12 protein-coding genes, 1 pseudogene and 1 riboswitch are annotated in these 13,178 nt (G+C 39.9%); all 13 genes and pseudogenes read left to right on the top strand.

What is annotated here, in order from left to right; genetic code table 11:
* The first annotated feature begins 144 nt into the window (after nt 1-144).
* The 13 genes and pseudogenes from B494_RS0116545 to B494_RS0116480 all read left to right on the top strand — a co-directional run bounded on the left by B494_RS0116545 (nt 145) and on the right by B494_RS0116480 (nt 12,910).
* Nucleotides 145-693 (top strand): cysteine hydrolase family protein, encoded by a 549-nt coding sequence (locus B494_RS0116545; RefSeq protein WP_017473498.1) that lies wholly within the window; start codon nt 145-147, stop codon nt 691-693.
* 101 nt (nt 694-794) lie between these two features.
* Nucleotides 795-1,709, top strand: a complete 915-nt coding sequence (gene murB / locus B494_RS0116540; protein WP_017473497.1) for a UDP-N-acetylmuramate dehydrogenase — start codon at nt 795-797, stop codon at nt 1,707-1,709.
* A gap of 634 nt (nt 1,710-2,343) precedes the next feature.
* A complete protein-coding gene (locus B494_RS0116530; RefSeq protein WP_017473496.1) occupies nt 2,344-2,547 on the top strand; it encodes a hypothetical protein in 204 nt (67 codons plus the stop codon).
* Entirely contained in the window at nt 2,531-4,084 is a 1,554-nt protein-coding gene (locus tag B494_RS20290; protein ID WP_017473495.1) for a CehA/McbA family metallohydrolase, read from the top strand. Before B494_RS0116530 ends, B494_RS20290 begins: the two co-directional genes overlap by 17 nt.
* Nucleotides 4,085-4,172: 88 nt before the next feature.
* A riboswitch (FMN riboswitch) is annotated at nt 4,173-4,323 on the top strand.
* A 112-nt stretch (nt 4,324-4,435) separates the two neighbouring features.
* Nucleotides 4,436-5,521 carry a bifunctional diaminohydroxyphosphoribosylaminopyrimidine deaminase/5-amino-6-(5-phosphoribosylamino)uracil reductase RibD gene (gene ribD, locus B494_RS0116520; RefSeq protein ID WP_017473494.1) on the top strand — a complete coding sequence of 362 codons (1,086 nt, stop codon included), beginning with the start codon at nt 4,436-4,438 and terminating at the stop codon, nt 5,519-5,521.
* Nucleotides 5,522-5,527: 6 nt separating this feature from the next.
* Nucleotides 5,528-6,181, top strand: a complete 654-nt coding sequence (gene ribE / locus B494_RS0116515; RefSeq protein ID WP_017473493.1) for a riboflavin synthase — start codon at nt 5,528-5,530, stop codon at nt 6,179-6,181.
* Nucleotides 6,182-6,194: 13 nt separating this feature from the next.
* Nucleotides 6,195-7,385 carry a bifunctional 3,4-dihydroxy-2-butanone-4-phosphate synthase/GTP cyclohydrolase II gene (locus B494_RS0116510; RefSeq protein ID WP_017473492.1) on the top strand — a complete coding sequence of 397 codons (1,191 nt, stop codon included), beginning with the start codon at nt 6,195-6,197 and terminating at the stop codon, nt 7,383-7,385.
* Nucleotides 7,386-7,397: 12 nt separating this feature from the next.
* Nucleotides 7,398-7,865: a 6,7-dimethyl-8-ribityllumazine synthase gene (ribH, locus tag B494_RS0116505; RefSeq protein ID WP_017473491.1), complete on the top strand. Its 468-nt coding sequence runs from the start codon at nt 7,398-7,400 to the stop codon at nt 7,863-7,865.
* A gap of 861 nt (nt 7,866-8,726) precedes the next feature.
* Nucleotides 8,727-8,978, top strand: a complete 252-nt coding sequence (locus tag B494_RS19710; protein WP_017473490.1) for a DUF1456 family protein — start codon at nt 8,727-8,729, stop codon at nt 8,976-8,978.
* A 116-nt stretch (nt 8,979-9,094) separates the two neighbouring features.
* On the top strand, nt 9,095-10,381 hold the full coding sequence (locus B494_RS0116495) for an IS110 family RNA-guided transposase (protein WP_017473129.1): 1,287 nt from the start codon (nt 9,095-9,097) through the stop codon (nt 10,379-10,381).
* A 393-nt stretch (nt 10,382-10,774) separates the two neighbouring features.
* Nucleotides 10,775-11,041, top strand: a pseudogene (locus tag B494_RS19705) (DUF1456 family protein); the annotation flags it as partial.
* A gap of 170 nt (nt 11,042-11,211) precedes the next feature.
* Nucleotides 11,212-11,904, top strand: a complete 693-nt coding sequence (locus tag B494_RS0116485; protein ID WP_026065292.1) for a response regulator transcription factor — start codon at nt 11,212-11,214, stop codon at nt 11,902-11,904.
* Nucleotide 11,905: 1 nt separating this feature from the next.
* Nucleotides 11,906-12,910 carry a sensor histidine kinase gene (locus B494_RS0116480; protein ID WP_026065291.1) on the top strand — a complete coding sequence of 335 codons (1,005 nt, stop codon included), beginning with the start codon at nt 11,906-11,908 and terminating at the stop codon, nt 12,908-12,910.
* Nucleotides 12,911-13,178 lie beyond the last annotated feature (268 nt).

Genomic DNA, 13,178 nt, shown 5'->3' with positions numbered 1-13,178 from the left:
GCGTCTCGTTAATGCTCGCTTTTACCACAGCTAACTGTCCATAAACTTCCGCCTCAAAATAGAGAGTAGATTAAAGAGGCGTTTTATTGCATCGGTTTATGTTTCAAGTTAAAATAAGTTAACGAATTTAAAGAGGTGATAAAGGTGAAGCGTGGTTTAATTCATGTCGATTATACGTATGATTTTGTAGCTGAAGATGGAAAGTTGACTTGTGGAAAGCCAGGACAAGAAATTGAGGGCAACGTACTAGCGATAACTAAGCAGTTTGTTGAGGCTGGTGACTTTGTAGCCTTTACCATTGATCGTCACGAGGAAAACGATATTTATCATCCTGAAACGCAACTATTTCCAGCTCACAATATTGCAGGCACGATCGGCCGTCAATTATATGGTCAACTTGAATCCTATTACCAATCTATAAAAAAACAAGAGCATGTCTTTTATTTCGATAAAACGAGATATAGTGCTTTTGTAGGCACAGAGCTTGAAATAAAGTTGCGAGAACGTGGCATAGAGGAGATGCACATTATTGGTGTGTGTACTGATATTTGTGTGCTTCATACAGCGATAGATGCTTATAATAAAGGTTTTAATATTGTTATTTATAAAGATGCGGTAGCTAGCTTTAATCAACAAGGCCATGAATGGGCGCTTGGACATTTTCAATCTACACTCGGTGCAAAGGTCGTCTGACAAAAACAGTGTTGAATTGCTATTGGCGTTAAGAAGGACTACTGCTATAATTGAGATTGTGCAAATTTGCATTTGCAACAATCATTTAAAGGATGATGGAAATGACGAGCGGTCATTCAATTAAACAAGCATTAATTGATATTGTTGGTGAAAATAATCTATTTATTGATGAGCTGATTCGTAATTATACTTATACAAAATTAGGAGGTAAGGCTGATTATTTTGTCATGCCAACTTCTGTTGAGCACGTTCAGGCGATTGTAAAGTTAGCCAATCAAGAAAAAATCCCGTTCACCTTATTAGGCAATGGATCGAACTTGATTGTTCGAGATGGTGGAATTAGAGGAATTGTCATGTCATTAAAACATTTAAATCGCATACAGCATGATGGTGAGGTGGTGATCGCTCAAAGTGGTGCGCGTATAATTGAAACGTCTTATTATGCACTCGAGCAATCGCTGTCCGGCTTGGAATTTGCATGTGGTATTCCAGGGACGGTTGGTGGCGCCTTGTATATGAATGCAGGGGCTTATGGCGGTGAAATTAAAGATTGCTTAAAAGAAGCAGTTGTTGTTGACAAAACAGGTAATAAATTAACGCTAGCATTAAATGAACTTGAACTTGACTACCGGACGAGCAATATCCCTGACCACGGTTATATTGTGATTGAAGCAAGATTTCAGCTGCAACATAAAGAGCAAGCGGTTATTAAGGAAGTAATGGATGATTTAACTGAACGACGTGAATCCAAACAACCGTTAGAGTATCCTTCGTGTGGCAGTGTCTTTAAACGCCCACCAGGCTACTTTGCTGGGAAATTAATTCAAGATAGTGATTTGCAAGGAAAAGGGATTGGCGGTGCTGAAGTATCAACTAAGCATGCTGGATTTATTGTTAATAAAGATAATGCAACCGCTAAAGATTATATTGCAGTTATTGAAATGGTTCAAGCTAAAGTTAAAGAGAACTTTGGTGTGGAACTTGAGCGAGAAGTGCGTATTCTTGGAGAAGAATAGTTAAAAAACGATCCTAAACCGGGGACATTTTTTAACTGATAGGGAACAGCCAAGACATGAAAACTAACAGTTGAAAATGACCGTTGCTTTACTTCATTGGTTAATTTGGTATAATGTAAGGAGATCATCACAAAAATAAAAGTAACCGCTAAGGTGCGGCTAACACCTTAACGGTTTACGACAGATTGCCCAAGAGTGGTAATCCTTATTAATTGGGAGAACCACCCTATTTCAAGCAAAGTTGCTTAGATAGGGTGGTTTTTACTTATGATCATCATGTTTCGTTATCATCACAATCAGTGTAGCAAAACTAATCATAATGACTAAACTTTCATAGATGGTCATAATAGGCATCACCTCCCCTCGGGGAAGGAATGACTACCACCCTATAAGCTTTCTATCGTAATGTGATTATAACACAGATATTGTCACAGATAACAGTTCGTAAAACGCGCCGGATAAGGAACTACTATAATTAGCCTTGAAAGAAACGAGATTAAGTTACCATGCCAAATAATCTAAATGCCTACGTATCTGCTTCCGATCCAACGAACATTTTTGGGCCGTCTATACAGGACCTTATCACCATTTTACAGTAGCGATCGAACTGCCAGGTCAGAAACGTTTTTCGGACGTGGAACAGTTCTCTGTTCGACTGATTAATCCAGACCTTCCATCTGTGACGGTAAAAGGCATCAAAGTTCTTTCATATAATGAAAAGACAGGTATCATGATTCATCTAAATGATAGCTTTCGAAGCCGCTTAACGAGTGAGCAATCTGAACAGCTCATTTGGACAAAAGCAACAGGAGTATGTGCTGATGCAGACACTATTTGAAACGACAGCAACATTGTCACGAGAAAGTACCCAGTCGCATTCAGCATTTACGTTTTTCATGCCGATCGAGATAGATAAACTAGTAATCAGCTTTGACTTTTCACCAGCCTACTTGGATGATGATGTTCAAGCGCAGCACATCATTTCACATGCCCTTGATCGCTATGATGGCTGGAATGGCGGAGACAGGGTCAGTCAAGTTGATAAATATTTACCACTAAAAAATCTTTTAACCCTTTCTATTGATGATCCAAATGGGTTTAGAGGAGCACGTCACTGTCATCTGGCTACACAAAAGCTTGTGTGGAGTGAGGAAGAAGTTTCGCCTGGCATGCTAAAAGGTTTGTTGCCTGCTGGATTGTGGAGCATTACCGTGAGTGCGCATGCGATTGTGACGCCATCGTGTACCTTTAGACTTAAGGTTGAAGGTATGAGAATCAGTCAAGTGCAAGGATCATTAACGTATGCCCCTTGGCATCATCGTTTAACGGTTGATGAGTTGCCTCTTAACCAGGCGGAGCAGCAACCTCTATTTCGTGCTAATGAAGCGAAGAAATGGCTACGTTCAGAATTACATGTGCATACCAATCATAGTGATGGTCGCCAATCTGTAAAAGAAATTGCTGAATGCGCAGAGCAATTGGGATTAGATGTTGTCGCTATTACAGACCACAATACGGTTAGCCCACTTGAAGAATTAAGTACAATAAATGCCGCAGCAGACATTCAGTTTTTATACGGGCTTGAGTGGACGACCTTTTACGGCCATATGCTCACGTTAGGCTACCAAGAGCTCACCTACACGGATTGGCGCTCTGTGGGGCCAACTGATCTCGAGCAGGGGTTAGCGAACATTCATCAAAAAGGCGCGATTGCTGGAATAGCTCACCCATTTCGGGTGGGAAACCCATTAGGAACAGGCTGTCACTGGGAGTTTTGGATGAATCGTATTGATAATATTGATTTTATTGAGGTGTGGAATGGAAGCGATCCAAGCAGTCGTTACTATAATCAGAAGGCGTTTCATTTTTGGACATCATTATTAAATAAGGGCTATAAGATTCCGGCCACATCGGGAAGGGATTGGCATCATAATGAGGAAGAACAACCGGACCTAGCTTTTACATATGTACATGTTGATGAGACAAGCATAGCTAATCAAGCTAGCTTTAGGCAGGCCTTTATCACGGCAATAAAAAAGGGTGCGATGACCATTTCTTATGGACCACCACTATTATTAACAGCTGTAGCAGGCGGTGTAACATATAACATTGGCGATCATATTAAAGCGAGTGATGAAGCAGTTGAAATCAGTGTGACTTCAGAACAATGGTTGCAAGGTGATCAAACGATTCAATGGGTGTTAATGTCGAACAAGTGTGAATTGGCAGCAACTGAAGAGGATCAAAAGCTGACGTTCACTGGTGTGCCCACTGATTTGAAATGGATAAGAGCAGAGTTGTATGATCGAACAAATCAACGGTCAAAATTATTGGCCTTTACCAATCCGATTTATTTCAACCATGCTCTTAATTAAAGCTTTTAGAATCAAACGGAGAAGTTAATTGAATTTTTTATGTGCATTTTGGCTACTAATGTGGTAAAATACTCTCAATTGAATAGGATAATTCTTTTGGGGCAGGGTGTAATTCCCGACCGACGGTAAGAGGTAGCCGCTATACCTTAAGTCCGTGACCCGGATCAGCTTCTGCTGAGAAGGTGGATTTGGTGAAATTCCAAAGCCGACAGTTAAAGTCTGGATGAGAAAAAGAATTAAATAATGTATGCTTTTTGCGTATGTTTATTTAGTAATCGTGTAAAATAAACCGAGCCCCAGTTGTCAATACATCTGGGGCTTTTTTAATTTAGTTAGAAAGGAGGTTATCAATTGAATAAACACGACTATATGGCGTTAGCAATTAGCTTAGCAGAAAGCACGATTGGACAAACAAGTCCTAATCCATCAGTTGGAGCGGTGGTGGTCAAAGCAGGTCGGATCGTTGGTATTGGGAGTCACTTGAAAGCAGGTGAAGGTCATGCAGAAGTGCTAGCATTACAGCAGGCCGGTGACCATGCAGAAGGTGCTGATGTATATGTTACATTAGAGCCGTGCGCACATTATGGTCAAACACCACCTTGTGCGAAGTTGTTGATTGAGAAAAAGGTTAAACGTGTATATATTGCCACTGTCGATCCAAATCCTAAAGTAGCTGGTCAAGGCATCGCTATGCTTAAAGATGCAGGTATTGAAGTTGAGCTTGGAATCGATGAACAACGCGCGCGTCAAATTAATGAACGATTCTTTTATTATATAAAAAATAAGCGGCCATTTGTCACCTTGAAAGCGGCGGTGACATTAGATGGTAAGATTGCAACAAACACAGGAGATAGTCAATGGATTACATCAGAGCAAGCGCGAGAAGATGTGCATAATGAACGTGCTAAACATGATGCGATTCTTGTCGGTAGTCAAACGATAAAAGCCGACAATCCTCACCTGACCGTTCGTCAGCCCCAGAACGGAAAAAATCCCATTCGAATTATTTTATCAACAGATTTATCAATTCCAGCAGACCGACATATTCTAAATGAACAAGCACCGACTTGGGTAGTCTGTGGTCACGACGCAGATGTAGAAGGATTCAAAGCTAAATATCCGCATGTTAAAGTGATTGACATGGCACAAGCGACAATTGAAATTTGTCACTTGTTACAGGTATTAGGCTCACTCGGTATTCAATCATTATATGTCGAAGGTGGAAGTGCAGTTCATGCAAGCTTTATTAAAGCGAAAGCATTTCAAGTGTGTCATTGGTATGTCGCGCCCAAATTACTTGGCGGTCAAGATGCGGTTAATGTTGTCGGTGGTTACTCACCTGAACAAATGGCTGATGCGATTCCGCTACAATTTGAATCGGTTACGCAAATTGGGCAAGATATTAAAATGATTGCCCGATTAAAAAAGGAGGCATAATAGAGAATGTTTACAGGGATTGTTGAAGAAAAAGGGACGATACAAGCAATGACTAAACAGGGAGCAAGTATGGCGTTGACGATCCATGCGAGTGAAGTGCTAGCAGATGTGAAAATTGGCGATAGCATTTCAGTTAATGGGGTATGCTTAACGGTCATTAAATTTGATGAAAAAGGTTTCACAGTGGATGTCATGCCTGAAACCTTCCGTGATACAGCGTTAAGTCGATTAACGATTCGATCAATTGTCAACTTGGAACGTGCAATGGCAGCTAATGGGCGTTTTGGTGGTCATTTTGTTTCAGGGCATGTTGACCGTGTGGGTATCATTGAACGGATCTGGTATGAGTCAAACGCAAAATATATGTTAATTACTGTGGACCCGGTTGATATGCGTTACTTAGTTGAAAAAGGTTCCATTACAGTTGATGGTACGTCGTTAACTGTTTTTGATCTAACCGAGAGCGGTTTTATTATTTCGTTAATTCCAGAAACGCAAGCTGCAACGATTTTAGGTGAAAAGCAACAGGGTGATCATGTTAATTTAGAATTTGATATGTTGGCAAAATATATTGATCGTTTACTGAACAAACGTGAAGAGCCGAAGAACCCCGTTCATTTAACAGAAGAAAAGTTACAACGCTATGGTTTTTTTAGTTAAGGAGGGATGATAAATGCATACAATTGACGAAGCGCTAACCGCGTTAAAACAGGGTGAGATCATTATTGTAGTAGATGATGAGGATCGTGAAAATGAAGGTGATTTTCTGATGTTAGCAGAGCATGCGACACCTGAAGCGATTAATTATATGGCGACAAAAGGAAAAGGGTTGATTTGCACGCCAATCACTAAGCAAACGGCAGATCAATTGGGTTTAGCACAAATGGTTGCAAGTAATACCGACGCACATGGCACGGCATTTACGGTTAGTGTTGATCATATAAGCACACACACTGGAATTAGCGCTTATGAACGTTCTGAGACGATTCAAGCATTAATAAATGTGAAAGCAACAGGTGCAGATTTCAAACGACCAGGTCATGTTTTTCCATTAATTGCAGAAGAATTGGGGGTGCTTTCCCGTCAAGGTCATACCGAAGCAGCGGTTGATTTAGCGAGATTAGCAGGTGCCTTTCCGGCAGGTGTGATATGTGAAATTATGGAGGAAGACGGTACGATGGCCCGACTCCCATCATTACAACGTTTGGCAAAACAAGAGAACATGCCAATTATTACGATTCAAGATTTAATACAGTATCGCAAACGATACGATCAATTGGTTAATAAAGAGGTTGAAGTAAAGCTGCCTACTGAATACGGTCAATTTAAAATGGCTGCATTTACGGAAACAGCAACAGGAAAAGAACATTTAGCCTTAATAAAGGGTGAGATCACTCCAGATGATATCCCACTGGTACGGATTCACTCTGAATGTTTGACTGGTGATGTGTTCGGTTCATATCGTTGTGATTGTGGCCCTCAATTGGAAAAAGCTTTATTAGAGATTGAGGACGCCGGAAAAGGTATTCTTGTTTATATGCGTCAAGAAGGCAGAGGGATTGGATTAATTAATAAATTAAAGGCTTATAAACTTCAAGAGGAAGGCTATGATACCGTTGAAGCAAACCACCAACTCGGTTTTGCCGATGATTTACGAGATTATGCAGTCAGTGCCCAAATCATTAGAAATCTGGGTGCGGAAAAGATTATTCTATTAACGAATAATCCACGTAAAATGAGTAGTATGACTGATTATGGCATAGAAGTCATTGAACGTCGACCGATACAGATTAAAGCAAATCAAGATAATAAACACTATTTGTTTACGAAAAAATCAAAACTAGGTCATTTATTTAAAGATTAGGGGGAATTTAACATGAAACAACATATTGAAGGGAATTTGGTCGGTACAGATTTAAAAGTTGGTATTGTAGTCGGACGATTTAATGAATTTATTACAAGTAAACTATTAAGTGGGGCGGAAGATACCCTTCGACGTCACGGGGTTCAAGAGCAAAATATTAGCGTAGCTTGGGTACCTGGAGCATTTGAAATACCGTTGATCGCTAAAAAAATGGCCGAATCAGGTGGATATGATGCGGTGATCACATTAGGAACCGTGATTAGGGGGGCTACCCCACATTTTGATTATGTGTGTAATGAGGTGGCAAAAGGGGTTTCACAAGTGGCTATGTCTTCTGGCTTACCCGTTATTTTCGGTGTGTTAACAACAGAAACGATTGAACAGGCGGTTGAACGAGCGGGGACGAAAGCAGGCAACAAAGGGGCAGAAGCAGCAGTTTCAGCCATTGAAATGGCCAATTTAATTAAAACATTAAATTGAAGCTGTCGTATAAATAAAGATTAAAATAAAGACCAGTCTGTGACATAACTAAATAGTGAAATTTAATATCCGACCATTCTCAACTAAGCGTAGGTAAAACACGTAGACTCCTCGAAAATATCGAACGATTTTCTTCGTGCGATGTACGATCGAGGACGCTTTCCTTATCCTGTGAGAACAGCTCGAGCTGACGATCCATCGTGTGAAGTGTCCTTCTTCACACAGTGAAGGAATGTTAGACTAACCCCGTCCCGTCCTGGGACAACGTCTAACTGACCTACATCCTGTAGGCCCGAAGCCGTGCCCACGGCTAGGGAGACACTGCGTTTACCAAGATGTCTCCCTTGTGCTAGGGAGAGTGAAAGCGAAGTGTTTTGCCGAAGCGCTATATACATTGAGACATTAATGTTCGGATTTTTTTTATTTAGTTACTCTTTTGTCCCGACCTCGTCTTTTATTAAATTGCTGAACATATTCGCCGGAGATGAATCGGCTCCGATGTGATGGATGACTTGCTTCTAAATCATCGACATGCCTATGCTAAAATACTTAGTTGGATAGTAATAGAAAGAAGTTGTTATAGGATTAAAGTTTTTTGGGTTATGTATAACAGAATTAGCAAACGACTTGCAACCTAACATATGATTTAAAGCGAAGCCGAATAACGATTAGATGCGATGAACTTGAGGTAATAAGATGGGATGTTGCCGCATGCACCTGGATGCCCTATCTAAATGAAAAGCGTCGCTTGGATTGTTTGAAGTGATGGGATAACAGAAAAAGCTATTTTGGAAAATTAATGGATGACCAAGGTGAAAGCATTATAATAATAATTAATTGCAGTAATATTGGAGGACAACAATGAATAATAACGATATATTAATGAGACTAAGGTATGCGATAGATCTAAAGGATATGGAAATGGTTGAGATTTTTAGATTGGGTGATTATGAAATAAGAAAAGAAGACATACAAAAAATGTTGACGAAACAACAAAGTGACCATAAGGATTCGGATCAATTTTCGGAAAGTGAATATCTCAAGCATTGCGACAACAATATGTTGAATGCATTTTTAAATGGTTTTATTGCATTTAAAAGAGCATTCCTGTAATAAGAAAATTTGAAGGATAATCGCCGAATCTGACAAATGCATAAAAAAAGTCCCCCTGGTACGATAGAGAGTGTCATGCATGACCTCGAATTAAGTACCGAAGGAGGACTTCTAATATGGATTTTACACAAAATAAACGAATAGCACAAGTCAACGAGCAAAGCTTGATCATTGGGGTTGATGTAGCCAAACACAAACATGTAGCACGGGCAATAGATGATCGTGGTCGAGATCTGGTGAAACGACTGGTATTCACCAATTCTTATCAAGGGTTCTTAGCGTTGATAGAATGGGCCAAAAACCTGTCCGAGCAACATGACCGACCTAATTTACTAATTGGTATGGAACCTACTGGCCACTATTGGCTTAATCTAGCCTATTATTTGAAGGCGCGAGACATTTCCGTGGTGGTTGTCAATCCGATGAAGGTAAAGCGGTTCAAGGAAATGGACGACGATTCTCCAACGAAGAATGACACAAAAGATGCGAAAGTCATCGCACAGGTCATGCGTGACGGTCGTTACCACGAACCAACGTTACCAGAGGATGTTTATGCGGAATTGCGAGAAGGTATGAAGCTCTATGACATGATTCAAGAGGATATAGCGTCGATTAAAGCGCAAATGCATAATGCATTAGATCGCTATTTCCCAGAGTTTCTGACGGTCTTTAAAGATTGGACAGGAAAAGCTGCCTTCCATTTACTAGATAAGGGTTATTTGCCAGAAGATATTCGAGCGGCATCTGAAGAAACCTTACTGATGGAAGTCAAACAGGCTGCAACACGGGCAGTGGGAATCAAACGTATTCAGGCCTTAAAAGAAGTAGCAGAAAATAGCGTGGGCCTTCAAGTAGGATTACAAATGGGACGCCAAGAGATTCGTTATCTTCTTGATCAGTATCAGGCGTTGGAAGAACGACTAATCGCTCTCGAAGCACAACTAAAAGAACTCGTTCTTCACATCCCTGGTTCTGAAGAGATGATGGCGATCAAAGGTGTCAGCGCCATTACTGTTGCTGGTTTTTTCGCAGAAGTTGGTGATTTATCGAATTATCAAGATCCACGCCAAATCATTAAATTAGCGGGATTAAATTTAAAGTTGAACCAATCAGGTTACTTCAAGGGTCAGACAACTATCACCAAACGAGGACGTAAAAGACTGCGAAACTTATTGTATCAAGTGGCCAGACCCTTATCATTACACAATGATGGTTTTAAACAACTACACCATTATTATCGCTATCGAACGACCAATCCATTGTCAGGAAAGCAATCTTTTATCGCATTAAGCAGGAAATTAATTAAGATCTTTTTCTTAATAGGTACACGAAACTGCACATTCAGTGAAGAACAAATGATTCGGGATATCCCAATGATTTCAGACACACCGGAAGCAGCATAACAAAAAACAGTACCATCGTTTTACAATCAAACTTTTGACAATTGAAGCACGGAGAAGCCGGTCGTTATTACATCCATCAGGGCAACGACCCACTAAAGGAGCATTTCCGGCCTCCACCATGGTCAGGTCGAACGAAGGAATTTACGCGCATTGACGCCGAGAGACGTGGGAGGGTCCACCGCCATGTGAAAGTGGAGATCCATTGTGCGATCATACGTTATTAACCATTTAATGGAAAAAAGTCCGTTACCTTGTCCGACGTATGTCATCTAAATTCCATATTTATTATAATTTAGAAACAATAGTAAGTGCACCTGGCGTGAGCTTCAAGTAATCAAGAGAAATAAGAAGTAAAGCGTTGAAATTCTAAGAATATATTAATTTATTGAGGGAGGAAAACAGGATTCAAGACAGAAAGAACCTCAAAAACATGATTTGAATCAGGGAAATGTCAATAATGTTATGCTTAAAAAAGTTAAAATCGCACTTTCACTAACAAGTGAAGAGATCCTTGCTCTTTTAGCAGAATCAGGCGTTTATCTATCGAACAGTGAACTGAGTGCAGTTCTGCGAAAAGAAGGGCATCGAAATTATAAAGAATGTGGTGATCGATACGCAAGGAACTTCTTGAAGGGATTGGCAATAAAGTATCGTGGCTAATCAAACTCGAAGTTATTCGAGATGATAGCTTAAGACGGACATTTTTTAAGATGGGGTGAAATCGTTACTTTCTTTCCATGAAATAATAAAGATAATGTTCTATGGTGTTGATTGGTAAGACTCAAAGCCTTTTGAAAATGCCAATTAAGAAATTAATCAGAGGTGATAGTGTGAAGATCTTATTAGTGGAGGACGAAAAAACGATTGCTTCGGGTTTGGAGTACTCATTGCAACAGGAGGAATACCAGACAGTGCTTTGTCATGATATGGCGTCAGCGAAAAAAGTAATTGAGCAACAGTTAGCCGAGATTGATCTCTGTTTATTTGATTTGTCGTTGCCAGATGGTAGTGGTTATGATTTGTGTGCGTTGGTGAAGAAGCAAAGTGAGAAGCCGGTGATCTTTTTGACGGCATTTGATGATGAAGTGAATGTGGTGATGGGTCTGGATATGGGAGCGGATGATTATATTTCGAAGCCATTTCGAGTTCGGGAGTTGCTTTCGCGGATTAAGTCGGTGTTACGTCGTTACCATACCCAAACGAACACACAGAGTGAAACGAATATCATTGTGATTGATCATATTCGGATTAATACGTTGGCCGGCAAAGTTTATAAAAATGATGAGGAAGTCTTCGTGACAGCCCTAGAATATCGATTATTGCTGATCTTTGCTAATCATATTGGACAAGTGTTAACGAGAAGTCAACTACTGGAGCGGATTTGGGATGTGACTGGGGACTTTGTTAATGATAACACGTTGACGGTATACGTTAAAAGATTACGAGAGAAGTTAGAAGAGGATCCACAAAATCCAACATTGGTTAGAACGGTTCGTGGCATGGGCTATAAGGTTGGTGATTAATTTGTTACGCAATCGAGAAATCAGATACTACCTCATCATTTTTAGTCTAGTTAGTCTAATTGCCACAGGACTAGCTCGAGTCTTTTTATCTTTTGAAGCAACCGTGTTTGTTTTAATAACTGCTCTTTTGTTAATGAGTTGCAGTCTGTTATTTACCAGCTGGCGGTATCGAGAAATTGAAAGACTATCCGATTATTTGAGGCGAATAACGAATGGCGATCATAGTCTTGATATGCGTGATAATGCAGAGGGCGAACTTAGTATTTTAAAGAATGAAATTTATAAAGTGACGACGATACTTTCTGAGCAGGGATCACTTTTGCGCGAGGATAAAATCAAGCTAATCCATGCTATTTCTGATATTTCACACCAACTAAAAACACCGCTGACATCAATGATGGTAATGGCTGATTTGTTGAGGGATTCAAAGTTGAATGAAGAAAAACGAATTGAATTCACCCGTAATATTAGTGTGCAATTAGAAAGAATGGAGTGGTTAGTGTCCTCATTATTAAAGCTTTCAAAGATAGATGCCGGGACGGTGCTCTTTAAAAAAGAGCAGGTAAAGGTACTTGATTTAATTCGAAAAGCTGTCGGACCAGTTTTGATTTCAATTGATATAAAACAACTAAAGCTCGTGGTCGGAAATGATGAGACAGTATCTTTTTTAGGAGACTTGAATTGGACAGCGGAAGCAATCCTCAATATCTTAAAAAATTGTGTCGAACACAGTAAGAATAAGGGGACGATCAAAATCAACTTTTCGGAAAACGCATTATCCACGGAGATAACAATTGAAGATGATGGTCCTGGTATTCCAAAAGAAGATATCCCTTATATTTTCAAACGGTTTTATAAAGGGAAAAATGCAAATGAGGACAGTGTGGGTATTGGTTTAGCCATGGCGTACAGTATTATTAAAAGTCAAGGTGGGGCGATCGAAGTGATCAGTCAACCAGGGCAAGGCGCGCAATTTCAAATTAAATTTTATAAGCAAGTCATATAGAGATATGCACTTTATTCTAAGAAATGTATGGAAGTCATGCTTTGTTACTTTACTTTTGATCAATTATTTTCCTAATCATCCTAATTCATAAACACACTTAAAACTGTTGAAAAACAGCAGCAAAGTGGTCATTGCATGAGATGATCAAACGAATCAAGTCGTTGAATTTATACCAGCAATCCGCGTTGGCGTATTTGTCTGCTACTGCATTTGAGAGCGCTTTTTTTATAAGTGACTAAAATGTCACTTGTTCAGTCACCTTATCGTC

It is taken from the genome of Amphibacillus jilinensis Y1, from assembly GCF_000306965.1.
GTDB classification, from domain to species: Bacteria; Bacillota; Bacilli; order Bacillales; family Amphibacillaceae; genus Amphibacillus_C; species Amphibacillus_C jilinensis.
This window is presented reverse-complemented; position numbering and strand designations above follow the sequence as displayed.